Origin of the sequence: Paraburkholderia terrae (assembly GCF_002902925.1) — a bacterium.
Classification (GTDB): Bacteria; Pseudomonadota; Gammaproteobacteria; order Burkholderiales; family Burkholderiaceae; genus Paraburkholderia; species Paraburkholderia terrae.
In genome coordinates, this window is sequence record NZ_CP026113.1 from 241,944 (window position 1) to 266,759 (window position 24,816).

A 24,816-nucleotide genomic window follows, 5' to 3' on the forward strand; every position below is an offset into this window, starting at 1 on the left:
GCGTGCTCATTCGGCGGCGGGTTCGTTCGCTGCGCTGAGCGTCGCGTTGAAGCGCTTGAAGAACTCGGCGGCCAGCTTGTTCGCCACCGACGTGACGAGCCGCGAGCCGATCTGCGCGAGCTTGCCGCCAACCTGCGCTTCGGCCACGTAGGTGAGCAGCGTGCCGTCTTCGGCATCGGCGAGCGTGACGGTCGCCGTCATCTTGCCGAAGCCCGCGATGCCGCCTTCGCCCTGGCCGACAATCCGGTAGCCATTCGGTGCGTCGCGTTCGGACAGTTCGAGCGTGCCCTTGAAGCGCGCTTTCACGGGCCCGACGGAGGCGACCACGACGGCCTTGTACTCGTCTTCGCTTTCCGCCGTGAATGCTTCGCAGCCGGGAATGCATTCCTGCAGCACGGTCGCGTCGTTGAGTCCTTGCCATACCTGTTCGCGCGATGCCGCGATGGTTTGCGATCCGGTGAATTCCATCCTGTTCTCCTGAATTGAGCGGCGTCGTTACGACGCGAGCAGCGCTTGCAACGCGCGGCGGGTATAGGTTTCGATCAGATGCGCTCGGTATGAAGCCGACGCGTTGGCGTCGTCGGGCAGCGTATCGCGGTCCATCCACAGCGATGCGAGCGCGGCTTCCGACAAGTCCTGCTGCAACGCGGCCTCCGCATCGAACCAGCGGAACACCGACGCGCCCGCGCCCGTCACGGCCACACGCACGGCATCGTCGTACTGTGCGATGAACACGCCCGTCACCGCATAACCCGACGCGGGATGCCGGTACTTCGCATAGGCGGCGCGGCGCGGAATGGCGAACTCGATCGCGGTGACGAGTTCGTCGGCTTCGAGCGCGGTTTCGAATGTGTCGATGAAATAGTCGTCGGCGGGAATGCGCCGCTGCGACGAGGTGATGACGTGCGCGTTCAGTGCCAGCACGGCGGACGGATAGTCCGCTGCCGGATCGTTGTTCGCGACCGATCCGCCCATCGTGCCGCGGTTGCGCACCTGCGGATCGGCGATCACGCTGGCCAGATGTGCGAGCGCGGGAATCGCCTCGCGCACGACATCGGATGCGGCAACTTCCGCATGCTTCATCAGCGCGCCGACGTGCAGCGTGTCGCCGCGAACTTCGATGCCACGCAGTTCGCCGATTCGCGTGAGGTCGATCAAATGCGACGGCGCCGCGAGGCGTTGCTTGAGTGTCGGGATCAGCGTCATGCCGCCCGACAATGGCCGCGCTTCGTCATGCTCGCGCAACCAGGCGACCGCTTCGGCAAGCGACGCTGCGCGCAGATAAGTCGTTTCGTACATGCTGTCTCCTGCGGCATGCGTGTGGTCTTCGCGCATGCCGGACTTCTGTGTTGACCGCTATGGCCTGTTATGGCTCCGAGAGCCAGTTCTCCAACGCAGTGGCCAGTGCAACGGGCACTTCGTACATCGCGTAATGTCCCGCGTTGCGCAGCGTTTCCAGCGTGGCGTTCGGATACCACGCGAGCCACGTGCGCGTCATCAGGTCTGCCGTGATAGTCGGATCGTGCTCGCCGACGAAGAGCTTCACGGGCGTCCGATTGCCGTCGACCTGCGCCGCGAAGTCGCCTGTGGCCCATTGCGGCAGATAGCCCGCGAACGCTTCGCGCCGCGAGTCGCGAAGTGACAATTGCGCGAGATGCGCGCTCCATGGCGAGGCGAGCCGGCTGCCCGTCGAAAAGTGAATAATGCCTGCGCGTTTCGTCACGTCGTCGATGCAGGCGGAAAACATCGCGACGCGCGTTTCGTTCATGCGCGAGCCGCACGCAGGCACGGCAGACACGCCCGCCATTTTGACGAGCCGTTCGGGCGCGGCGAGCAGTACACGTTGCATCGCCATGCCGCCCATCGAATGGCCGATCAGGCTGAAGCGCTGCCAGTCGAGATGATCCGCGAGCGCGAGCACGTCGCGCGCGACTTCGTCGAACGTGAACGCGCCGTCGATATCACGTGAAAGCCCGTAGCCGCGATAGTCGAAGAACGCATAGGAGAAGCGTTCGGGATCGAGTGCGGGCGTGAGCGCATGCCAGTCGGCCGAGCTGCCGAACCAGCCGTTCAGCGCGATCACCTTGTGCGGACCGTGTCCGAACTGCTGGAAGCCGTTGAGCGTCGTCATGATTCAGTGCTCCTCGGCTTGTGGATACGGCAGCGCGGCAGCGATACGCCCGCGGCATTCGCCGAAGCCGATCGACACGGCACCCGGCGCGCTGGCGCGCGCGCTCAACACGATCTCGTCACCGTCTTCGAGGGCGATGCGCGATTCGCCGTTCGGCAGCGCGAGCGGCTTCTTGCCCGCTTCGCTGAGCTCCGTCAGGCACGCGCGCGATGCGTCGCTGGCACCGGAAATCGTGCCGCTGCCGAGCAGATCGCCCGTGCGCAGATTGCAGCCGTTGCTCGTGTGATGCGCGATCATCTGCGCAAAGGTCCAGTACAGATTGTCGGGATGCGTGTGCGTGATCTGCATGGCGGACATGCGATCGCTGCGCATCGCGGCGGTGGACAGATGCGCGTACAGGTCCAGATTCAGGCCACCGCTTTGCTGATCGTGCGGGCCGCGAAGATGCGGCAGGATCACGGGATCGGCCGCCGCGCGCGAAGGCGCAGCTTTGCGGAACGGTGCGAGCGCCTCTTCCGTGACAAGCCACGGCGATACGCTGGAATGGAAGCTTTTACCGAGGAAAGGACCCAGTACCTGTTCGAACCACTGAATGCTTTTGGCAGACCAGTCGTTGAGCAGGCAGTAGCCGAAGACGTGGTTGCGCGCGTCGTCGATCGAAATGGGGCGCGTCAATGCATTGCCACGACCAATCACGGCCGCGAGTTCCAGTTCGAAATCGAGCATCGGCGCAGGGCCGAAACGCACGTTGCCGTCGGCGTCGCGGAACTGGCCGTATGGACGCCGGACCTCGCCGCCGCTCACGCGCAACGACGAAGCGCGGCCATGATAGGCAATCGGAAGCGACTTGAAAGCAACGGGCAGCGGGTCAGCGAGACCTTTGTAGCGCCCGTGGCGCTCCGTGTGGTGCAGTGAGGTCAGAAAATCCGTGTAATCGCCGATCGCGCACGGCAGTGTCAATTCGACGTCAGCCACGCGCGGCAGCACGGCGTCGATCGACGAAGCGAGGCGCGAGCGCGCGGGCGCATCGTGTTTCAGCAGATCCGACAGCGCGGCGCGCAGCGCGCTCACATGGCGCGCGTCGAGTGCCATCAGCGCATTCAGCGTGCTGTCACAGGCCGACGCGCAGGCGATCGCCGCATCGCCATCGAGCAGGGCCAGATCGTGCAGCGCGCGCAGATCGACGACGCGGTCGCCAATCGCCACGCCCGTGCGCGTTTCGCCGCCGCGCACGAACGCGCCGAACGGCAGATTCTGTATGGGGAAATCCGTGTCGCCGGCATTCGCCGATTCGATCCAGCTTCGCCGCGCCGGATCGTGCGTGATGTTAAGGGCACTCATGCGGGGCGTGTCTCCGATACGGCTTTTTCTTTTTCAGCGGTCCAGGCGTCGAGCGCCGGCCGAGCTCGCATTTTATAGCCTGCCAGCTCTTCGACGGGCGCAACCGGGACGGTCAGCTCAACCCGCAGTCCGTTCGGATCGAAGAAATAAATGGAGCGCACGAAATGATGATCGGTGACGCCGAGCACGTCGATGCCGTGTTCGATCAGGCGCGCTTTCATCGCTTCGAGTTGTTCGAGCGTTTCGAGACGCAGCGCGATGTGATTGACCCACGACGGCGTGTTCGGCGAAGGCAAGGCAGCCGTCGCATCGCCGAGATCGAAGAACGCGATGTTCGATCCGTCGGCCATTTCGAAGAACACGTGTACGTACGGGCAATACTCGCCCGTGCTCGGCACGCGGTCGAGGCGGATCACATGCACGAGCTGCAGGCCGAGAATGTCTTCGTAGAAGTGGCGCGTTTCTTCGGCGTCGCGGCAGCGCCACGCAAAATGATGCAGGCCGAGCACGGGCGCCGGGCGGGAGTTGGACACGGTGTCTCCTTGTAATGCGGTTCGTACGGGCTGTCGCTGATGCGGCGTGCGCCGTATCAGACTTCAACGCTATCGACGTCGTATTCGAACAGCCAGTTGTAGCGTTCTTTCACGCGCTCCTCGCTCCATTCGCGATCCACATAGGCAGCTGCGCCTTCCGCGTGCGCAAGCTGCGGATTGTGAAAGCGCGTCGCATTCGCCGCGGAGCCGCGCACCACGCGCGCCGTGCGGTCGAGCCGCAGTGCTTCATAGCGTTGCAGCGCGAGGGGCACGTCGTCGACATAACGTTCGAGGCAGCGTGCGAGCAGGTAGCCGTCTTCGATCGCCATGCCCGCGCCTTGCGCGAGAAACGGCAGGGTCGGATGACAGGCGTCGCCGAGCAGCGTTGCGTGGCCGTGGCTCCAGCGGGCCATCGGCTCGCGCACCATCAGCGCCCACTTGTACGGAATGTCGATGGCCGAGATCAGCGTGCGCACGTCTTCGTGCCAGCCGTCGAAATCGGCGAGGCATTCTTCGAGCGTGCCGCGCTCGGACCACGATTCGACCTGCCAGCCGGACTTTTCGATTGCGCCGACAAAGTTGATCAGCTTGCTGCCGCGCAGCGGATAGTGAATCACGTGTGCGCCCGGCCCGACCCAGTTCGCGCCGTACGACTCGCGCAAATGTTCGGGAAGCTTCGACGCGTCGATCACGCCGCGCCACGCCATCACGCCGGAAAACACCGGCTCGTCGGGACCGAACAGCGCGCGACGCACGCGCGAATGCACGCCGTCCGCGCCGATCAGCAGATCGCCTTCGCAGGTTTCGCCGCTGACGGCCTGCACGACGACCTTGCCGTTCTGCTGCGAAAACCCTTCCACCTTGTGATTGAGCCGGATCGCGTCGGGCTTGAGCGCGCGCACGACGTCGGCGAGTTTTTCATGCAGGTCGGCGCGATGCAGCGTGAAATAGGGGAAGCCGTACGTCTCGCGGGATTCCGCGCCGAGGTCGAAGAGGCGCCAGGTCTGGCCGGTGTTCCAGAGCCGCACGCGCTTGCCGAGCGGCTCGCATGCAAGACCTTCGAGCGCATCGCCGACGCCCAGCCGGAACAGCACGCGCGTCGCATTCGGACTCAGCTGTACGCCCGCGCCGATTTCCTTGAGCGCCTGCGCCTGTTCGAACACCGTGACATCGAAACCTTTTTTCAATAGCGCGGCCGCAGCCGTCAATCCGCCGATACCGGCGCCTGCAATAACTATCTTCATTCGACGATTCGACCTCTTTCGTAATGGGCGCTTTTTATCGACGTTGCTTATCAATCAATCGATAATATTTGTGAGTGACTAACCCGGTGAAATCGGAAATCACTTTAAATCAGCGAATCACGCGAAAGAAGCAAATTAATCCGAATGGATCATCAATGAAATTTGATAATTCGCCGGTGCCTGGGATTAACCCTTTATCGGCGGAAGAAAGTGGATCGTTGCGCGCTCACATACCCCAGCGCTGGACCGTCGCGGTGTCGAGTCCGAACAGATCGAGCACGCGGCCGAGCGTGTGGTCGACCATGTCGGTCAGCGATTCCGGGTTCGCGTAGAAGGCGGGCACGGGCGGATAGACGATCGCGCCCGCTTCCGTCACGGCCGTCATGCTGCGCAGGTGGCCGAGATGCAGTGGCGTTTCGCGCACCATCAGCACGAGGCGGCGGCGCTCCTTCAGCGCGACGTCGGCGGCGCGCGACAGCAGGCCCGCCGTCATACCTGTCGCGATCTCCGACAAGGTCTTGATGGAGCAGGGCGCGACGATCATGCCCATCACGGGAAACGAGCCGCTCGAAATGGACGCGCCGATGTCGGTGTTCGAATGGCAGACGCTCGCCATCGCGCGGATGTCGGCGACGTTGTAGTCCGACTCGTGCGCGAGCGTGACCTGTGCGGAGCGGCTCATTACGAGGTGCGTTTCGATGTCGAGCTTGCGCAGCAGTTGCAGCAGCCGCACACCGTAAATGACGCCGGACGCGCCACTGATGCCGACCACCATGCGCCGTGGCCGCATGCCTCTCATATCCATAAGATTCTCCCGAATGCCAATCCTGGTTCGCGTGACGCGGCGGATGTTAGCACCCGGTTTCTGCTAAAAGAAGCGTAAAAGGCGATTTAATCCCCGCTCCTGGTGTTTTTACCGATCCATTAAAAGCTTTGTTCGTTTTGTTCGATTGGTTGATAAATAATTCGCGATTCAAAGCCGTAAATACGTTGGATACACTCTCGGCAACATATGGCAGACCACGGGTATCCGGTGACGGATTTGCCGGCACACGCCAGATGGGGATCAGCCGGCACGCAGCCGGCTGGCGACAATAAAGACATTGGAGACACTGGTTGAAAACGACGAGTCTGCTGGTAGGCGGTTGTGCGGTCGCGCTGAGTTGCCCCGCGTTCGCGCAGTCATCGGTGACGCTGTACGGGAGCATCGACGTCGGCGTCGATTTCGTTACGAACTCGCACGGCGCGCATCTGTATCAGGAATCGGCGGGCAAGCGCACGCCGGATCGCTTCGGGTTTTTGATCAAGGAGGATATCGGCGGCGGCAACACGGTGTTCGCACGGCTCGAATCGGGCTTCCTGACCAACACGGGCGCGCAGATCAATCCGACGAGCTTCTTCAATCGCGATGCGTACGTGGGCATCTCGAACGACCGGTTCGGCTCGCTGAGCCTCGGCCACATTCCCGACTACGTATACGAATACGTGGGCGGACTGAACAACTCGGTGCCCGGCATCTCGTCGTTCTACACGGTCGGCAATCTGGACGGGCTCGCGAACACCCGCGCGCTCGACAACTCGGTGAAGTACGAGACGATCGATTTCCGCGGCTTTCAGGCGGGCGTGATGAACAGCTTCGGCAATCAGACCAACTTCAGCGACGGGCGTCAGTACAGCATCGGCGCGCGTTACCAGAACGGCACCGTGAAACTGGGCGCGGCGTATTCGATGTCGCACAACCGCACTGCCGACCTGTTCGGCACGTTCGGCGTGACGTCGGTGCTCGGCCAGACGCTGAAGCAGGGCGTGCAGTTCAACGCGGAACGGTACAGCACGATTGCCGTCGGCGGCTCGGTCTCGGTCGGCGATTTCATCCCGCACGCAACGTTTACCGACGTGAAGCTCGAAGATCCGCAGGGTTCGGTGACGGAGCGTAACTACCAGGTCGGCGTGAACATCGATCTGAGCGGCGGCAAGCGCTTCTACGTGCTGGGGGTCTCGTACAACCGCTCGATGTTCGAAGGGCTGACGTACAACCAGTACAACCTGTTTCTGACCCATTACCTGTCCAAGAGCACGCAGGTTTACGGTGGCGTCGGCTTGCAGCGCGCGTCGGGCACGGGCGCGAAGGCCGAGCAGTTCGGCTATCAGCCGTCGAGTTCGAGCGCGCAGACGGTTGGACGCATCGGTATCAATCACATGTTCTGATGCGTGTGGCTGGAGGCGATATGGCGTGAGGACGGCTGTGAAGCGGATGAAGAAGCGGGGAAGGGCAACGGGGTAGGGCTTTCTTCACCTTTTTCGATCTGATCATCGAGATTTTTTGATTCTGTCGCTTGCTGGCGGGCCGTATATTGAGGCTCCCGGCGGCGGCGCCAAAGGCAAGCAGCACGGGGCGGCGGCGCGAAGCAAACGCGTCGCCGGCCGATCAGGCACATTGGAACGCACATGCAAGCAGACCGCACATTCAACATATCGACCCTCATCGAAGAGCAAAAGACAGGACGTTTCGCCGTTGGCCTGCTGTTCTGGTGTTTCCTGATCATGCTGATGGACGGCTACGACCAGACGGCGGTTTCGTTTGCGGCGCCCGCGATCATCAAGGAGTGGCACGTCGCGCGTGGCGGCTTCGGTCCGGTATTCGGCGCGGGGCTGTTCGGCACGCTGATCGGTTCGTTCATCTTCGGCTATTTCGGTGACCGTTTCGGCCGCAAGCGCGCCATCGTGTCGGGCAGTCTGTTCTTCGGGCTGCTGACGCTGGTGTCCGTGTGGGCGACGTCGTTGCACGAACTGATGCTGCTGCGATTCATCGCGGGGCTCGGCATGGGCGGCGTGGTGCCCAATTCGGTTGCGCTGGTGGCCGAATATGCACCGAAGCGTTTGCGCGCGACATGGGTCACGCTGATGTTCTCCGGTTTCTCGATTGGCGCGGGCTCGGGCGGTCTGGTGTCGTCCGCGTTGATTCATCGCTATGGCTGGCCCGTGATGTTCGTCGTGGGCGGCGTCGGCTCGCTTGCTGTCGCGCTGCTGCTGATCGTCATGCTGCCGGAATCCGCGAAGCTGCTGGTCGTGCGTGAGCGCGGCATCGAGACGGTGCGCAAGCTGGTCGCGCGCCTGCGCCCCGATATCGCGCTGCCCGCAGACGCGCAATTCGTGCCCGGCGAAGTGCAGGAAAAGAAGCGCTTCGTGCTCAAGCTGATTTTTTCGGACGGCCTGCGCGCCATCACGCCGCTGTTGTGGATCGTCTTCATCGTCAATTCGATGGCACTGTATTTCCTGCAGAACTGGTTGCCGATCCTGATGGAGGGCGTCGGCATCAATCCGCAAAGCGCGGGCCTCATCACGACCATGTTCTCGGTGGGCGGCGTGCTCGGCGGGCTGATTCTGTGCCGCTTCGTCGATCGTCATGGCGTGCTGGCCATCATCTCGTTGCCGGCGATTGGTTGTCCCGTCGTTGCGTTGCTGGGGCACGGCATGTCCGAAGCGTGGCTGATGTTCGCGGTGTTCGCGACCGGCTTCTGCGTAGTCGGCGCGCAGTACGGGTTGTACGCGGTCGCGGGCATGATCTATCCGACGTCGTTCCGCTCGGCGGGCGTGGGCAGCGCGATCTCGGTCGGCAAGATCGGCTCGGTGTCCGGTCCCGTGATAGGCGGCATTCTGCTGTCGATGCATCTGCCCTTCGCGCAGATGTTCTACGCGGCGTCCGGCCTGTTCCTCGTCGCGACCATCTTTTCGACGGTGCTGGCCGTGCTGTACAGGGCGCGGTTCGGCGAAGAGCACGGCAAGGACAACTCTGCCATCAAGATGCGCTCCGCGTTGGGCGATTCCTGATCGCCGCGCGCGACTAGCAACGCGCTCGTTTTTTCTAGACTTGTCGATGCCTGATGTCAGGCTCGCTTCGGCGAGCCGGCGTCCGGCCGTCCCCGCTCGTCTTCCCGGCCTGATGCGATCTCCCTGGATAAAACAGCGATGAATACCGTCTCGCAGACCACTCGCACCATCGACGTGACCGCGCTGATCGAACGGCAAAAACTGCGCGGCTTCTCGTTGTGTCTGATCGCATGGTGTTTCCTGATCGTGCTGATCGACGGCTACGATCAGGTCGCCGCAGCGTATGCGGCGCCGACCTTGATTCGCGCGTGGCACGTGAATGCCGCTGGATTCGGCCATGTGTTCGGCGTCGGCCTGTTCGGCGTGCTCGTCGGTTCATTGCTGCTCGGTTTTATCGGCGATCGCATCGGACGGCGGCTCACGATTATTTACGGCTCGCTGTGGTTCGGCATCTTGACGTATGCATGCAGTGACGCAACGTCGCTGGATCAGTTGACCGTGCTTCGATTCTTCGCGGGCATCGGCATGGGCGGCGTCGTGCCGAATACGGTCGCGCTCGTGTCCGAGTACGCGCCGAAGGCTCGCCGCGCGACGTGGATCACGCTGATGTTCTCGGGCTTTTCGATCGGCGCGGGTGGTGGCGGCGCAATTGCATCGTGGTTGCTGCCGCGTTACGGCTGGCCCGTGCTTTTCGAAGTCGGCGGGGTGGCGGCCGTCGTGGTCGCCATCGCGTCGGTCTGGTTGTTGCCGGAATCGGTTCGCTTTCTGATACTCAATGGCCGCGCGGTGCGGCACATCTCGCGCATCGTGGGCAGGCTCGACCCGCGTATCGAACCAGGCGGCACCGACGTCCGCTATGTCGTCGACGATGAAAAGCGTGTGCGCGCGACACCGCTTGCATTGTTCAGCAACGGCCTCGCCCGTGTGACGCCCTTGCTGTGGGTGCTGTTCGTGCTGAACTCGCTCGCGCTGCATTTTCTGCAGAACTGGCTCCCCATTCTCTTCAGCATGAGCGCGCTGCCTGCGGCCCAGGCTGCGAAAGCCGCGATGATGTTCCCGGTGGGCGGCACGGTCGGCGCGCTCGCGTTGAGTCGCTGCGTGGACCGCTACGGAGTCGCAGTGATCCTGTTGCTCGCGATGTTGGGTCTTCCCGTGTGCATATCGCTTGGCATGCCGATGCCCGCGCTCTGGCTATATGGCGCGTCGTTCATGAGCGGCGTGTGCGTGATCGGCTGTCAGTTCGCGCTCTATGCCGTGGCGGGCATCCTCTATCCGACGATGCTGCGTTCAGCGGGAGTGGGGTCCGCTATCGGCGTCGGCAAGCTCGGGTCGGTGGTCGGTTCGGTGCTTGGCGGCGTGCTGCTGGCGATGCATTTGCCCGTTGCACAGCTGTTCCTGAACGTGTCGGGTGTTTTCGTGTTCATCGCGTTGCTGTCGGTGTGGCTGGGTTGGAACCGGCGACGCGATGCAGCCCAGTCGATCGCGTGATCGCTCAGTCAAGGGTTCATACGATGCTTTCCACTCTCACCGCCGATGCCGCCGCGCTGACGTCCTCTTTCGCTGCAGCACCCGAAACCCGGCGCAAGACGATGTCGCTGCAACAGCGCATCGTGCTGACGATGGCACTGCTGGCCTTGTTGATGACGGCCATCGGCGTGCTCGGGCTGACAGGCGCGTGGCGCGCGAACCGTGCCAACCGCGACACCTACGAGAACAAGCTGACAGCGGCCATGCATATCGGCAACGCCGAATTGCTGATCGCGCGCACGCGGCTCGTGCTCGGCGGCGCGATGGCCCAGGCGGATACCGCGCGTGCCACGGAACAGATTCGCCATGCCGACGGCTTCTTCGTGCAATCGGATGAGGAATGGCGCAGCTTCGTAGCCGGCGTGCACGAAGCGGGTGAGGCTGCATTGATCGAAGCGGCGGGCCAGCGCCGCGATGCGCTGCGCCGTGCGATGCGCGCCTTCGTCGATGCGCTGAAAGCAGGTGACCGCGCGAGCGCCGAACGCATCGGCACGTTGCAACTTAGCGGGCTGTTCAACGACATGAGCGCCGCCAACGACGTGCTGAAGCGCGCGCTCTTCGCGAACGCAAAGCGCAGCTACGACGATGCGGAGCGCTATTTCAGGCTGTTCGTCGTCGCGTCGTCGGCGATGATCGCGTTCGGCATCGCGGCGGCGGCATTCAGCTGGCGCTCGCTGCGCCGCGCGATCATGGCGCCGCTCCGTGACGCGCTGACGCACTTCGACGCGATCGCCGCAGGCGATCTCAGCCGCGCTATTCCACGTCACCGCGCCGATGAAATGGGACAGTTGCTCGACGGTCTGCGGCAGATGCAGGTCCGGCTCGCGGGAACGGTGACGGCAGTGCGCGATAGCTGCGAATCGATTGGCACGGCGGTCGGCGAAATTGCCGCGGGCACGCTCGATCTTTCGTCGCGTACGGAAGAGCAGGCCGCCTCGCTCGAACAGACGGCGGCAAGCATGAGCGGCCTCACCGACACGGTGCGGCAGAACGCGGCGCGCGCGCACGATGCCTACGCGATCGCCGACGAAGTGGCGAACGCGGCGAACCAAGGCAATGTCGCCGTCGATCAGGTGAGCAGCACGATGGCGCGCATCCAGGCGAGTTCGCGCAAGATCGCGGATATCACCGGGATCATCGAGGGCATTGCGTTTCAGACCAACATTCTCGCGTTGAACGCCGCGGTGGAAGCGGCGAGAGCGGGCGTACACGGACGAGGCTTCGCGGTCGTCGCGTCCGAAGTGCGTTCGCTTGCGCAGCATGCGTCGACGGCTGCGAGAGAAATCGGCGTGCTGGTGGCGGATTCCGTGGGCGCGGCGGCGGACGGCTCGACGCTCGTCGCCGATGCCGAACAGTCGATCCGGGCCGTGCTCGATGCAGCCGGTCGTTTCAGGGAAATGATGAGCGGCATTGCCGCCGACGCAGAAGAACAACGCACCGGGATCGAGCAGGTGGATGCGGCGCTCGGCATGATGGACTCGATTACGCAGCAGAACGCGGCGCTCGTCGAGCAGGCCAGCGCGGCCGCTCAGTTGCTCGACGAGCAGTCACGCGACCTGACGCGGCAGGTCGCGGTGTTTCGGGTGGGCGGCGTGGCGTGACGCGCGTTGTCCGCATTCGACGAACTACACCGACCGCCGGATCGCCTCCCCTAGCAACTCCAGACCCAGATCGATCTCTTCCTCGGCCACCGTCAACGGCGGTGCGATCCGGAACACGCCGCCCATGCCGGGCAACTGCACGATGTTCATGCTGAGCCCCAGATTCATGCACTCACGCGTGATCTTCGCGCCGAGTCCATCGGCGGGTTCTTTTGTGCGGCGATCCTTGACGATCTCCATGCCCAGCAGCAAGCCGCGTCCGCGCACATCGCCGATGCACTCGAAGCGCTCCATCAGATCCAGCAACCCGCGTCTGAGCCGGTCCCCCATAACATTGGCCCGCGCGACCAGTCCTTCACGCTGAACCACGTCGAGCACGCGCAGACCGACTGCGGCAGGCAGCGGATCGGATACGTGCGTCGTGTAGAACAGATAGCCGAGTTCGTGCGCACGCTCTTCGATTTGCGCGGACGTCACGATGGCCGCGAGCGGCAAACCGGCGCCGAGCGTCTTCGACAGCGTGAGGATGTCCGGCGTGACGCCGTCGCGCTGGCAGGCGAACATCGTGCCCGTGCGGCCGACGCCCGTTTGCGCCTCGTCGAGGATCAGCAGCATGCCGCGCTCTTCGCATTTGCGCTTGAGCGCCGCCATGTAGCCTTCGGGAAGTTCGATGATGCCGCCCGAACTGAGGATCGGCTCAGCGATAAAGGCCGCGAGGTTGCCGCTCGACTGACGATCGATGAGATCGAACGCGTAGTCGAGTTCAGCGAGGTAATCGTAATGGCCGTCGCGCTCGAAGCGCGGCCGGTACAAAAACGGCGCGGGGATCGCGAACGAGCCGACGGCAGCGGGACCGACGCCCTTGCGGCCCGCGCTATAGGTGGCGGACGCGGCGGCGCCCGTCATGCCGTGCCACGACTGCGCAAAACCGACAATTTCATATTTCCCGGTGACGAGCTTCGCCATGCGAATGGCTGCTTCGTTCGATTCGGCGCCCGTGCTGAGCAACAGCGCGCGGTCGAGTCCATCAGGTGTGATGTCGGCCAGCCGGGTCGCCAGATCGACGACCGGGCGCGAGAGCATGCCGCTGAACAGGTGGTCCAGCTTGCCGGCGTACTCGCTGATTACCGACACGATCTCGGGGTGGCTATGCCCCAACACCGCGCTCATCTGTCCCGACGTGAAATCGAGGATCGCGCGGCCGTCCGCGTCGTAGACGAAACTGCCCTGCGCGCGCTCGATGATCATCGGTTCGAACGTGCCGCCGTAGCGGATCAGGTGCTGTCTGGCGTTGTGCCAGAAGGCTGCGTCGTTGTTGTTGGACACCGTGCTTCTCCTCGCCGATGGTGGGAATAGCTTGCAGTCTAGGCGGCTCTCTGGTTTTATAGAATCGAATAGTTCTAATGTGAGATAGAAGAGGATCTAATATCTTGAGCCTTTCTCTTGAGATCGATCTGTTGCGGTCGTTTGCCGTGATCGCCGAGGTGCGGGCGCTTAGCCGCGCGGCCGGCCGCGTCGGGCGGACGCAGTCGGCGTTGAGCCAGCAGATGAAGCGGCTCGAAGAAATCGTCGATCAGCCGCTTTTTCAGCGCACTGGCCGGGGCGTGGTGCTGACGAATCCCGGCGAGCGTCTGCTGATTCACGCGCAACGCATCTTGCGGCTGCACGATGAAGCGATGGCCGATTTATCCGGCAAGGGGCTGTCGGGAACGATCCGCTTCGGCTGTCCGGACGATTATGCCGCCGTGTTTTTGCCGCCGTTGTTGCGGCAGTTTTCCAGTCAGCATCCGCATGCGCTGGTTGAAGTGGTGTGCGGGCCTACGCCACGGCTACTGGAACGACTGGAAAAGCGCGAGGTGGACCTCGCGATGATTTCGTTGCCCGAAGGCAGCGCGCACGACGACATCATTCGACGCGAGCAACTCGTGTGGATCGGTTATCCCGGCCTGGATTCGGCGGATTTCGATCCGTTGCCGCTGGCGCTCTCCGACCCGGACACGCTCGATCACATCGCCGCCCGCGAAGCGCTGCAACGCACGGGCAGGTCTTACCGCATCGCGTATGCGAGCAGCAGTCTTGCGGGTCTCACTGCGCTGGTTCGCTCGGGGCAGGCATTCGCTGTCATGACGCAGACGGCGGTTCCCGCGGATCTGAGCGTACTCAATGCGGATGCCGGGCTTCCGGCGTTGCCCGCTATTGGTGTTTCGCTGAAGTTTGCGAGGGCGCGTCCGTCGCTGTTGACGGCGGCGTTTGCGGAGCACATCCGGTTGATGCTGCCGGTGCTGTGATGGACGTCCACTTACTTCGCGTCATCCATGCGTTTGAGCGTAGTCGTGTACTGCTCATACCCGGGCTTTGGGGTTGCGTCTCCGTTCTCGTCGAGATTGACGGGATCGATTCCCGTCAGATGCGAAGCGATACGTGTGTGCCCGTTTTCGGCCACGTTGTAGAGCAGATGACCGCTGTCTTCCACAGGTTCACTGTCGCCTTTCTTCATGTTGTAAAAGCGATAAGGATGATTGGTTCGATACGTGAAGTTCTCGACCGGCCCGCTCTTCACTGGCTTGCCCGGTTTGCTGGGCGGATTGTGGTCAGTGGCAACCAGGCGATGATCCACGCCTTCGATCTTGCCTGACGACGACGTATCGAAGTGGCCGGTTTCGTTGCGAAACTTCAACTCGTCGCGCAGGGTGGCTTTGTCTTTGTCGGAAAGAACCGCCACCGTGCTATTCGTCAAACGGGGGTTGTCGGCGAGACGCTGTTTCGCTTTTGCCTTCGCCTCGTCGTCAGTCGAAGCGAGATGCCTTTCGTCGAAATCATCGCCGACAAAGTCGCTCAATGACGTCTGGCTATCGAAATGTCGCCCTTTCGGCGAGCTTGCGCGCGAATCCGATGACGACGAGAAACTCGTGCGGCGAAACGATGCCGAACTGCCGGCATCCGATTCATCGCCCGATGTTTCGGCATCGCTCGATGATGAACCTTCGGACGAGATCGAACTGCTGCTGCCTCTGCGTGCGAGCAACGGACTGAATTGCGACGGCGGAGCGGACCGTCGAGTCTGATTGTCGCGAGCCGCTTTATCGTCTTTCGCGCCGGTATGCGTTGCGGGCAGCGATGCCGGTTGTCCCGCTCCTGTGATTCGACTCTTGAACATGCCGACCTCTCTCCAAAGTAACAGCGACGTGCTGCCTTGATTGGATAGTCCTGGATTCGAAGCGATGCCAGGCGCGTCGACGCGAACGGCAGCGGCATTGCACGAAGCAAGCGCCGCTTTGCGTGTACTGGCGTTCGTCCTAAACTACCTTCTCGCCGCCCGTTCCCGAACCCATGCCTGCTTGCCACGACCACGACGCGTACTCGCCGGCCGAACCGGTCGATGATCCATTACAAGATCCGGCTCTGCTGCGCCGCTTGCTACGCGCCAAAGACCACATGGACGCAGCCTCGCACGAGGCCTGGCCCGTCGAACGCCTCGCCGGGATCAGCGGTGTTTCCACGGCCCATTTCGCGCGCTGCTTCAAACGAGCGTTCGGCGTTCCGCCGCACCGATACCTGCTGACACGGCGCATCGAGCAGGCCTCGACGCTGCTGCGCGACACTGAGCTCACCATCACGGAAATTGCCTTTGCCACTGGCTGGGAGAGCCTCGGCACGTTCGGCCGCACGTTTCGCGACGTGACGGGCCGAAGCCCCAGCGCGATGCGCGTCGAGGCGCGCGCCAACGGGCATCAGCTTGCCCGCGTGCCGGCGTGCATTCTGAAGGCCGCGCAGCGGCCGGACCTCACCACAGCAGTTTTGGAGAAGCGTCGCCGCGAGGCCAAAGGTACATTTCGGCAACCAATCGAGGAGGTGTCGTGATGAACCAGGGAATCAACGTAGTGGGCCTGTATGTCGACGATCAGGACGAAGCGCTCGCGTTCTATGTCGACAAGCTGGGATTTCGCGTCCATACGGACGTGCGCAACGGCGCGTATCGGTGGCTTACGGTGCAGCATCCGGAACAGCCTTCGTTTCAACTCGGCCTGTTCACGCCCGGCCCGCCCGTGCATGACGAGGCCACGGCTCAGACTTTGCGCGCGATGGTCGCAAAGGGCGCCATGCCGCCTCTCGTGCTCTCGGTGGCGGACTGCCGCGCGAGCTATGCGCAACTGAAAGCCCGGGGCGTCGAGTTCATCCAGGAGCCCGTAGAACGCTTCGGCAGCGTCGATGCGGGTTTCCGTGACCCCGCCGGCAACGGCTGGAAAATGATTCAGGCACCCGCGGCGTAGCGAGATCAGGCGCGCACGCTGACACCAGACGCCAGGTTTTCGCGGGCATGAACTACTACTGGCAAGCACGATAGAACTCACTCGCGGAGCAGCGGCGCACGCCGCCGTTCCGCGAGCGAAAAGACGCTTACTGAAAGCCCACCACGTCGTGCGGCACATACGGCGCTTCGAGCGACGCCAGTTCATCCGCAGTGAGCTTCACACCGAGCGCCGCGATCGCATCGTCCAGATGCTGCGGCTTCGACGCGCCGATGATCGGCGCGCTCACCCCCACCTTGCCGATCACCCACGCCAACGCCACCTGCGCACGCGGAATACCGCGCGCCAACGCGATCTTCGCGACCGCTTCAATCACGCGACGATCCGCGTCCGCCGTCTTGTCGTAAAGGCTGTTGCCGAACGAGTCGGTTTGCTGGCGTTCGGTGGTCTCGTCCCAGTCGCGCGTCAGACGGCCGCGCGCGAGCGGGCTCCACGGAATCACGCCGATCCCTTCGTCCGCGCACAGCGGCAGCATCTCGCGCTCTTCCTCGCGATACAGCAGGTTCAGGTGATTCTGCATCGTCACGAAGCGCGTCCAGCCGTTTCGCTCCGCCACGTGCAGCGCCTTCGCGAACTGCCACGCGAACATCGACGACGCGCCGATATAGCGCGCCTTGCCCGCCTTCACGACGTCGTGCAGCGCCTCCAGCGTTTCTTCGATGGGCGTTGCGTAATCCCAGCGGTGAATCTGATACAGGTCGACGTAATCGGTGCCAAGGCGCGACAGGCTCGCGTCGATAGACTGGAAAATCGCCTTGCGCGACAGGCCCGATCCATTCGGCTTCTTCGCGTCGGCGCGATTGCCCATCGGAAAGAACACCTTGGTTGCGAGCACGATTTCGTCGCGGCGCGCGAATTCCTTCAACGCGCGGCCGACAATTTCTTCCGACGTACCGTCCGAGTACGTGTTCGCGGTGTCGAAGAAGTTGATGCCCGCTTCCAGCGCCTGGCGGATCAGCGGGCTGCTTGCGTCCTCGTTCAGCGTCCACGGGTGCGGGCCTCGCTCGGGCACGCCGTACGTCATGCAACCCAGGCAGAGCGGGGAGATATCGAGTCCGGTGCGGCCCAGCTTCACATAGTCCATCTCATCCTCCGTGCGGTTCGGCATTCGATTATGTCGCAATTCGACGAAAGCCCGCTTCCGCCACGCCTTGCAGGCTGACTGAAAAGATTGCCACGCGTGCGTTGCGTGCCGTGCGAATAGAGAAATACCGGGTGGAACAAGGGGTCCGCGCGTCCCCCGGCTCCGATAATCGGTTCCATGCAGGCTGTCGATCACGACAGCGACGATCTATCCAGTCGCGCGCTGCAGGCCATCAACCGTTGACGGGCCATCGAGCGCGCGGCGCTTCATTGTTGAAGGGCCCGTGCCGTGTGCAACAACCCGATTGTCTCCATCATCGACGACGACGAGTCCGTGCGCGTCGCGACATCCAGCCTCGTTCGGTCGCTCGGCTGGGGGGCCCGGCTCTATGCGTCGGCGGAGCAGTTCATGGCGTCCGGCAACCTCGGCGACGTGACCTGCATCATTTCTGATGTGCAGATGCCGGGCATTTCTGGCATCGACATGTACCGGCAACTCGTCGGACGCGGCGTGCTGACGCCGATCATTTTCATCTCCGCGTTCGCGTCGGAGAAAACCCGCCGGCTGGCTTTCGACGCGGGCGCTGTCTGCATGCTCAGCAAGCCCGTTGACGTGACCGATGTGACACGCTGCCTCGAATCGGTGCGAACGCACGCATCCCGCGCCTCAGCGGCGCAACCTCCGGCGGGAGCGCGATGATTTTCGACGCGTTGCCAATCTTGTCTGCAGGCCGCGCCCGGGGCACGCGCGCACTTTATCCGGCGGCCGCTGCGATTGCAGCGGCCGTGTTCGTCATCGACGCGTTCACGATGATCGATATCGCCGTCGCCGTGCTGTACGCGACGGTGGTGCTGCTGGTCGCCTCGGCGGGCTCACGCGCGGCGACGGCCAACGTCGCATGGGGTTGTGTCGCGTTGACGCTGCTGGGATTCATGTTGTCTCACGACGGGCACTATTCGGATGGCTCGGTGGCTCGCTGCGTGGTCAGTCTGCTCGCCATCGCGACCACGTCGATGCTGGCGCTGCGAAACCAGGCGAGCAACGACATGCTGCGCAAGCAGCTCGAAATGCTGGACCTCACGCACGACGCGATCATCGTCTACGACATGGACGACCACGTCACGTTCTGGAACCAGGGCGCGGAGCGACTATACGGCTGGACGGCGCAACAGGCGATGGGCCAGCCGTTGCACGAACTCACGCAAACGAAGGCGTCGACGATGCCCATCGACGAGATTCGCCGCGAGACCGTGCTTCACGGCGGCTGGCACGGCGAACTGGAGCGCATACGAAACGACGGCGCGACGGTTTACATCTCCAGCCGCTGCACGCTGTGGCGCGACGACCGGGGCAAACCGCTCGCGATCCTCGCCACCAGCAACGACATTACCGCGCGCAAACAGATGGAAGCGGAGTTGCAGCGCCAGCAGGACGAATTGCGTGCGACGATCGACGCGATTCCCGGCATGGTCTGGAGTTCGTCGCGCGACGGTTGCCCCGATTACATGAACCGGCGCTGGAACGAGTACGGTGTCGAGCTTGCCGACGACATTCGCGATATCTGGCAATCGATCGTACATTCCGACGACCTTCCCGCGATGCAGGCCGCGTGGCGCGAAGCCGTCGCCACAGGCAGCGCGCTCGAAACGACCGCGCGCATCAGGCGCAAGGACGGCGTGTACCGCTGGATGCACATTGGCGCGGAGCCGCTGCGCGACGCGAATGGGGAAATCGTGCGCTGGTACGGCGTGAATACCGATATCGAGGAGCACAAACAGACGCAACAGGCGCTCGAACGCAGTGAGGCGTTTCTGTCGGATGCACAGCGTTTGAGCTGCACGGGCAGCATCGCCACGCGCGTGCCGGAGTGCGACATGTGGTGGTCGGACGAGACGTATCGCATCTTCGACATACCCCGTCACGTGACGCCCAGCATCGAGCTGATCGCCGCGCGCACTCATCCCGACGATATCGACATCGTGAAGCGCACGCATGAACGGGCGCTGGCAGGCGAGTCGCACATCGACAGCGAGTTCCGGTTGCTGCTGACGGATGGCTCGGTCAAGCATGTCCATTACGTCGCGCATCTGTCGGCGCCCGCTTCCGGAAAGGTCGAGTATGTCGGCGCGTTGATGGACGTGACGGACCGCGTGACCGCGCAGGAAGCATTGGACCGCTCGACGGCCGAACTCGCGCATGTCACGCGCGTGACGATGCTGGGCGAAATGGCCGCTTCGATTGCGCACGAGGTCACGCAACCGCTCGCCGCGATCGTCACGGCAGGCGATGCGGCGAAGCGCTGGCTCAACCGGCCGCGCCCCGATCTCGACGAGGTCGGACTGTCGATCGGCAACATGACGCGCGACGCGAAGCGCGCCACCGACATCATCCGGCAGATCCGCGCGATGGCGCAGAAACGCGATCCGAGTCCGATGACGCTCGATCTGAATGCGCTCGCGCGAGAGGCGATCGAACTGTTGCGGCGTGAACTGGAAGCGCACGCCATCGAAGTCGAAACGGGCAATCTGCAGCATGTTCTGCGCGTGTCCGTCGACCGTGTGCAGATCCAGCAGGTCGTCATCAACCTGATGATGAATGCGGTGCAGGCTATGTCGGCCGTGAAGAACCGCGCGCGCCGGTTGAAGATCGTCACGCACAAGGTCGATGACGGGCATGCGCAATTGAGCGTCGAAGACTCGGGCACGGGCATCAGCGAAGAGAACAGCCGGCGTCTGTTCAGCCCGTTCTTCACGACGAGGAAGGAGGGCATGGGCATCGGGCTGTCGATCTGCCGTTCGATTGTCGAAGCGCATGGCGGGCGCATCTGGGCCGAATCGCAGGAAGGCGAAGGCACGACGATGCAATTCATCCTGCCGCTGGACGAAGTGGTGAAGGTCGAAAGTTGAAGGATCAGGCGTGCGCTGGTTGGCGAAGAGAAGAGAAAGGACGCACATCAGCGGCGGCTTCGAAGCGAAGCGGGCCGCTGGTTAAAGAGTGATTCATGTCCAACGCGAGACCGCGCATCGACGATCAGCTGCCGAAGTAGATGTTGCAGTAGCTGGTGGGGCCGACGCACGAATTGGCGCCTGTGTTGTGCTTGTGGAGCAGGCCACGCGAGCCGGCTTGCGACGTACCCGAAGCAACACCGCCATAGGACGTTGCGCCCGTATCGCCACCTTCTGCCATCGTCGCAGCCGGACCGCGTTCCGATGCCGGTGCGCCGGCGATCGGGTTGTAGTAAGGAGCCGGACCGAATCCGCTTGCGAAGACGGGAGCGGATACGAAGGCCGTAGCGGCGAGAAGAGCGGCGGCGACAAGTTTGGTTTTCATGGCTGGTACCTCCAGAATCAGTTAAGGGATCGAAAGTTCGTTGAACGAATGTGCGTCAACGTCGGAACCAGTCTATTCGGCGATGCCGAAGAGAATAAGGGCGTTGGCGGGAAGGATGACTTGCCGGATTTGTGTTTAATCCACAAACGGAAATGACATGCGAGACATTGTTGCGTCTACATATCTTTGGAAAGGCCGGACTGATGGCCAGGCTCGATGAGTTCTTCGCGGCGCCGCCGGCCGGAAGTGATTTGCAAGCTTCACGCTTCCGGCGGGCCGAGAGCCTTGTCGCACGGGGCTATTGCCCGCTATAACCGTTCCGCCCTGGTACATTCCCTACAAAACCGCTAGAACAGCTCGGGTCCCTCGCGACCTATTCCCCCGCCGCCGGGCGCGTCATTCGCCCGCAAACCCCCGCCCCATCTCGAAGCGCGAGTCGTTGCACCGTCGAATGCACGCTCTTGCACCCAATGCACGAAAACCTTGCATTACCTGAGGTATGGGAAAGAGCGCAGAAAATGTAGCTGGATGAAGCAAATTGTCTTGATACGCTGCACTTCATGCATTAAGCCCGCGGTTCGCCGGATGTGACGCACGAATCTTCTGCTCGTCAGAAGTTGAGCGGCATATCGTGCGGAGAAACCCGGGTTCGCAATCGAGTGCTGCCGCATATCAAGCAAACGCAATGCGCGGCGCCGATTTCCTGAACTCGCCAGTTGGGATGACAGAATGACGCCAAACCTGACATTCGCGCCGGACAGCATGGTCCATCCGGGTGCCTTCGGAGCGGAAGAGGTTTCCGCAGCGGCGAAACCCGTCGCTATCTCCGGGACCGATATTCTCACGGTCAAGAACCTGTCGAAGATCTTCGGACCGAAGCCCGAGCGTGCCGCTGAACTGATCAGGCAAGGTCTCGGCCGCAACGAAATCTTCGAGCAGACGGGCAACATGGTTGCCGTCAACGACGTGAGCCTCAGCGTCAAGGCAGGCGAGATTTTCGTCGTCATGGGCCTGTCCGGTTCCGGCAAGTCGACGCTGGTGCGTCTGCTCAACCGGCTGATCGAGCCGACCTCAGGCCAGGTGATCCTCGAAGGCCGCGACATCGCACCGATGTCGACGCCGGAATTGCGCGATGTGCGCCGCAAGAAGATGGCGATGGTGTTCCAGTCGTTCGCGCTGCTGCCGAACCGCACGGTGCTCGACAACATTGCGTACGGACTGGAAGTCGCGGGCCTCAAGAAGGCCGAGCGATACGAGATTGCGCGCACCGCGCTGACGCGGGTCGGCCTCGGTTCGTATGAAAAGCTGCTGCCGGGCGAACTCTCCGGCGGCATGCAGCAACGGGTCGGCCTCGCTCGCGCCCTTGCGGTGAATCCTTCCGTGCTGTTGATGGACGAAGCCTTCTCGGCGCTCGATCCGCTGATCCGCTTCGAAATGCAAAGCGAGCTGCTGCGGCTTCAGAAAGAAGAGCAGCGCACCATCGTGTTCATTTCGCACGACATCGAAGAAGCGATCAAGATCGGTGGCCGTATCGGCATCATGAAAGATGGCTGCCTGATTCAGGTTGGCACGCCGGCCGAACTGATCCAGTCGCCCGCCGATGCCTACGTGCGCGACTTCTTCCGCAATGTCGATGTTTCGCGCTTCCTGAAGGCGTCGAGCTTGATGACGTCAGTGGAACGCGGACTGATTTCCTGCGACGTCGCGGCGCCTTCCGAACGCTACCTGAATCAGCTTATCGATAGCGGCGTCGAATGCGGCTACGTGTGCGACGAAGCGGGTCGATATCAGGGCTGCGTCACGCCGGCTTCGCTGCACAAGACGGGTGCTCATTCGATTCGGGAAGCGTTCGTGAACGACGTGAACGCTGTCCCGCTGGATACGGATCTGCATCAACTGGCCACGATCGCCTTGAGCCAGCAACACGACGTACCCGTCACCGATACAGCCGGCAGGCTCGCAGGCGTCGTGTCCTGCCGGACGATTCTCAAGCAGGTCATGGAACGGAGAGCAGCATGAACTCGTCAGTCATCGGGAAGTTTGCGGAAAACGCTGTCAACTTTCTATTTCAGCATTTCCGGGGCGGCTTCGACGCTTTCTCCGCCGCATTGGGCGCAGTCATCAAGTTGCTGGAAGATGGGCTCGCTGCCGTTCCGTTCGTTGCGATGCTCGTGATTCTCGTCGCATTTGCATTGTGGCGGCGGGGCGTCGTGTTCTCGGTCTTTGTCGGTATTGCGCTGCTGGCGATCCACTACATGGGACTGTGGGCGCAGACGGTGTCAACGTTGGCGCTGGTGATGGCGGCGACGGTCTTCAGTCTTGTGATCGGCGTGCCGCTGGGCATCTGGGGCGCGCGTAACAAACGCGTCGAAATGGTCCTGCGCTCGCTGCTCGATTTCATGCAGACGATGCCGGCATTCGTCTATCTGATCCCCGCCGTCATCCTGTTCGGTTTGGGCCGGGTGCCCGCCGTGATTGCAACAATCGTGTTCTCGATGCCACCCGTCGTACGCCTCACCACGCTGGGCATTCGCCAGGTGCGCGAAGAACTGCTGGAAGCGGGCCGCTCGTTCGGCAGCACGGATTCGCAACTGCTCTGGAAAATCCAGCTGCCGAATGCGCTGCCGTCGATCATGGCCGGCGTGAATCAGACCATCATGATGGCGCTTTCGATGGTCGTGGTTGCTTCGATGATCGGCGCGGGCGGTCTCGGCGAGTACGTGTTGAGCGGCATCCAGCGGCTCGATATCGGGATCGGCTTCGAGGGTGGGCTGGGCGTCGTGCTGCTTGCCATCGTGCTCGACCGCCTCACGGAGAGCTTTGGCGTGAAGGCAAAGAAGGCGAAGCGCACCGTGCGAACCGCAAAGCCCGGCACCAACGCGGCGGTGCGCACCTGACGCCAGCGCACACCGTCACTCGCTGTAAAGCTACAACACACCACAACGCTAAGTTTGTCCATTTTTCTAGAATTTCCATAATCGCGTAGGAGTACTGTATGAAGATCAATCTGTTCAAGTCGCTGGTTGCGAAACTGACTGTATCGACGGTGGTTGCAGTGAGCGCTGGCCACGCCGTGGCGGCCGAACCGATCAAGATGGCCGTGACCAACTGGGCGGACGTGCTGGCCGTCGCCAACGTCGCCAAGTACGCGCTCGAGACCAGTCTCAAGCAGCCCGTCCAGTTCGTGCAGGCGGATATCGGCATCCAGTATCAGGGCGTCGCACGCGGCGATCTCGACATCATGGTCGGCGGATGGCTGCCCGTGACGCATGGCGCCTACTACGCGAAGTACAAGAACGACATGGAAGACGTCGGCGTGATCTATACGGGCGGCAAGAACGGTTGGGCGGTCCCCGCGTACATTCCCGAGTCGCAGGTTGCCACGATTTCCGACCTCGAAAAGCCGGACGTGAAGAGCAAGCTGAACGGCACCATTCAAGGTATCGAGCCCGGCGGCGGTCTGATGCAGGCATCCGAAAAGGCCCTCAAGGCGTACGACCTGAACGGCTACAACCTGCAATCGTCGAGCGAGGCAGGCATGCTCGCGGGCGTGTCGCGCGCCTATCAGTCGAAGCAGTGGATCGTCGCCACGGTCTGGAGCCCGCATTGGCTGTTCCAGAAATGGCAGATGCGCTACCTGAAGGACCCGAAAGGCACGTTGGGTGGCGAAGAGCAGGTACACGCGTTCGCATCGAAGCAGTTCGCAACGAAATTCCCCCGTGCTGACGTGTTCTTCAAGCACTTCAAGCTGAGCCTCGCCGATGTCGAGGCGATTGAATTCGAAGGCAACAGCACGAACGACTACGCGACGGCGGCGAAGAAATTCGTCGATGCCCATCCGGAAAAGCTGAAGGCCTGGTTGCAGCAATAAGCCGCTTAGCACC

Annotated in this window: 23 protein-coding genes; 12 read left to right on the forward strand and 11 right to left on the reverse strand. The window is 62.6% G+C overall.

Going from position 1 to position 24,816, the window contains the following annotated elements; all coding sequences use genetic code 11:
* Positions 1-6: 6 nt before the first annotated feature.
* The 7 genes from C2L65_RS30825 to C2L65_RS30855 all read right to left on the reverse strand — a co-directional run bounded on the left by C2L65_RS30825 (position 7) and on the right by C2L65_RS30855 (position 6,054).
* Positions 7-468, reverse strand: coding sequence for an SRPBCC family protein (locus C2L65_RS30825; protein WP_042306607.1), 462 nt, complete (start codon positions 466-468; stop codon positions 7-9).
* 27 nt (positions 469-495) lie between these two features.
* On the reverse strand, positions 496-1,299 hold the full coding sequence (locus C2L65_RS30830; protein WP_042306776.1) for an FAD binding domain-containing protein: 804 nt from the start codon (positions 1,297-1,299) through the stop codon (positions 496-498).
* Positions 1,300-1,366: 67 nt separating this feature from the next.
* On the reverse strand, positions 1,367-2,131 hold the full coding sequence (locus C2L65_RS30835; protein WP_042306608.1) for an alpha/beta fold hydrolase: 765 nt from the start codon (positions 2,129-2,131) through the stop codon (positions 1,367-1,369).
* Between the two features lie 3 nt (positions 2,132-2,134).
* Positions 2,135-3,472, reverse strand: coding sequence for a fumarylacetoacetase (gene fahA / locus C2L65_RS30840; protein ID WP_042306609.1), 1,338 nt, complete (start codon positions 3,470-3,472; stop codon positions 2,135-2,137).
* A complete protein-coding gene (locus C2L65_RS30845; RefSeq protein WP_042306610.1) occupies positions 3,469-4,005 on the reverse strand; it encodes a VOC family protein in 537 nt (178 codons plus the stop codon). Before C2L65_RS30845 ends, fahA begins: the two co-directional genes overlap by 4 nt.
* A gap of 56 nt (positions 4,006-4,061) precedes the next feature.
* The gene (locus tag C2L65_RS30850; protein WP_042306611.1) at positions 4,062-5,249 is read right to left on the reverse strand and encodes an FAD-dependent monooxygenase; all 1,188 of its coding nucleotides are present in this window, start codon (positions 5,247-5,249) and stop codon (positions 4,062-4,064) included.
* 226 nt (positions 5,250-5,475) lie between these two features.
* Entirely contained in the window at positions 5,476-6,054 is a 579-nt protein-coding gene (locus C2L65_RS30855; protein ID WP_042306612.1) for a UbiX family flavin prenyltransferase, read from the reverse strand.
* 311 nt (positions 6,055-6,365) lie between these two features.
* Here C2L65_RS30855 and C2L65_RS30860 point away from each other — a divergent pair, with 311 nt between their 5' ends.
* The 4 genes from C2L65_RS30860 (at position 6,366) to C2L65_RS30875 (ending at position 12,208) form a co-directional block, all read left to right on the forward strand.
* Positions 6,366-7,457, forward strand: a complete 1,092-nt coding sequence (locus C2L65_RS30860; protein ID WP_042306613.1) for a porin — start codon at positions 6,366-6,368, stop codon at positions 7,455-7,457.
* Between the two features lie 240 nt (positions 7,458-7,697).
* Complete coding sequence (locus tag C2L65_RS30865; protein WP_042306614.1) at positions 7,698-9,080, forward strand: MFS transporter; 1,383 nt, start codon at positions 7,698-7,700, stop codon at positions 9,078-9,080.
* A gap of 138 nt (positions 9,081-9,218) precedes the next feature.
* Positions 9,219-10,568, forward strand: coding sequence for an MFS transporter (locus C2L65_RS30870; protein ID WP_042306615.1), 1,350 nt, complete (start codon positions 9,219-9,221; stop codon positions 10,566-10,568).
* A 23-nt stretch (positions 10,569-10,591) separates the two neighbouring features.
* Positions 10,592-12,208 (forward strand): methyl-accepting chemotaxis protein, encoded by a 1,617-nt coding sequence (locus tag C2L65_RS30875; protein WP_042306616.1) that lies wholly within the window; start codon positions 10,592-10,594, stop codon positions 12,206-12,208.
* Positions 12,209-12,232: 24 nt separating this feature from the next.
* On the opposite strand, the gene C2L65_RS30880 is transcribed toward C2L65_RS30875, so the two are convergent.
* Positions 12,233-13,534, reverse strand: coding sequence for an aspartate aminotransferase family protein (locus tag C2L65_RS30880; protein WP_042306617.1), 1,302 nt, complete (start codon positions 13,532-13,534; stop codon positions 12,233-12,235).
* A gap of 104 nt (positions 13,535-13,638) precedes the next feature.
* Between C2L65_RS30880 and C2L65_RS30885 the strand changes: the two genes are divergently transcribed.
* Positions 13,639-14,496: a LysR family transcriptional regulator gene (locus C2L65_RS30885; RefSeq protein WP_042306618.1), complete on the forward strand. Its 858-nt coding sequence runs from the start codon at positions 13,639-13,641 to the stop codon at positions 14,494-14,496.
* Between the two features lie 11 nt (positions 14,497-14,507).
* Here C2L65_RS30885 and C2L65_RS30890 read toward each other — a convergent pair whose 3' ends face one another.
* Positions 14,508-15,365, reverse strand: a complete 858-nt coding sequence (locus C2L65_RS30890) for a hypothetical protein (protein ID WP_156132278.1) — start codon at positions 15,363-15,365, stop codon at positions 14,508-14,510.
* 173 nt (positions 15,366-15,538) lie between these two features.
* Here C2L65_RS30890 and C2L65_RS30895 point away from each other — a divergent pair, with 173 nt between their 5' ends.
* Both C2L65_RS30895 and C2L65_RS30900 read left to right on the forward strand, forming a co-directional pair.
* On the forward strand, positions 15,539-16,069 hold the full coding sequence (locus tag C2L65_RS30895; RefSeq protein WP_042306620.1) for a helix-turn-helix transcriptional regulator: 531 nt from the start codon (positions 15,539-15,541) through the stop codon (positions 16,067-16,069).
* A complete protein-coding gene (locus C2L65_RS30900) occupies positions 16,069-16,479 on the forward strand; it encodes a VOC family protein (protein ID WP_042306621.1) in 411 nt (136 codons plus the stop codon). The genes C2L65_RS30895 and C2L65_RS30900 overlap by 1 nt, the downstream gene beginning before the upstream one ends.
* A 127-nt stretch (positions 16,480-16,606) precedes the next feature.
* Here the strand turns inward: C2L65_RS30900 and C2L65_RS30905 are convergent, their stop codons facing one another.
* Positions 16,607-17,602, reverse strand: a complete 996-nt coding sequence (locus C2L65_RS30905) for an aldo/keto reductase (protein WP_042306780.1) — start codon at positions 17,600-17,602, stop codon at positions 16,607-16,609.
* Between the two features lie 288 nt (positions 17,603-17,890).
* Between C2L65_RS30905 and C2L65_RS30910 the strand changes: the two genes are divergently transcribed.
* Positions 17,891-18,301: a response regulator transcription factor gene (locus C2L65_RS30910; protein WP_042306622.1), complete on the forward strand. Its 411-nt coding sequence runs from the start codon at positions 17,891-17,893 to the stop codon at positions 18,299-18,301.
* Positions 18,298-20,508 (forward strand): PAS domain-containing sensor histidine kinase, encoded by a 2,211-nt coding sequence (locus C2L65_RS30915; protein ID WP_042306623.1) that lies wholly within the window; start codon positions 18,298-18,300, stop codon positions 20,506-20,508. The genes C2L65_RS30910 and C2L65_RS30915 overlap by 4 nt, the downstream gene beginning before the upstream one ends.
* A 124-nt stretch (positions 20,509-20,632) precedes the next feature.
* On the opposite strand, the gene C2L65_RS30920 is transcribed toward C2L65_RS30915, so the two are convergent.
* Positions 20,633-20,932 carry a hypothetical protein gene (locus C2L65_RS30920; RefSeq protein ID WP_042306625.1) on the reverse strand — a complete coding sequence of 100 codons (300 nt, stop codon included), beginning with the start codon at positions 20,930-20,932 and terminating at the stop codon, positions 20,633-20,635.
* 729 nt (positions 20,933-21,661) lie between these two features.
* Here C2L65_RS30920 and C2L65_RS30925 point away from each other — a divergent pair.
* The 3 genes from C2L65_RS30925 (at position 21,662) to C2L65_RS30935 (ending at position 24,803) form a co-directional block, all read left to right on the forward strand.
* Positions 21,662-22,951 (forward strand): quaternary amine ABC transporter ATP-binding protein, encoded by a 1,290-nt coding sequence (locus tag C2L65_RS30925; protein ID WP_042306627.1) that lies wholly within the window; start codon positions 21,662-21,664, stop codon positions 22,949-22,951.
* Positions 22,948-23,829, forward strand: a complete 882-nt coding sequence (locus C2L65_RS30930) for an ABC transporter permease (RefSeq protein ID WP_042306628.1) — start codon at positions 22,948-22,950, stop codon at positions 23,827-23,829. Before C2L65_RS30925 ends, C2L65_RS30930 begins: the two co-directional genes overlap by 4 nt.
* A gap of 98 nt (positions 23,830-23,927) precedes the next feature.
* A complete protein-coding gene (locus C2L65_RS30935; protein ID WP_042306629.1) occupies positions 23,928-24,803 on the forward strand; it encodes a glycine betaine ABC transporter substrate-binding protein in 876 nt (291 codons plus the stop codon).
* Positions 24,804-24,816 lie beyond the last annotated feature (13 nt).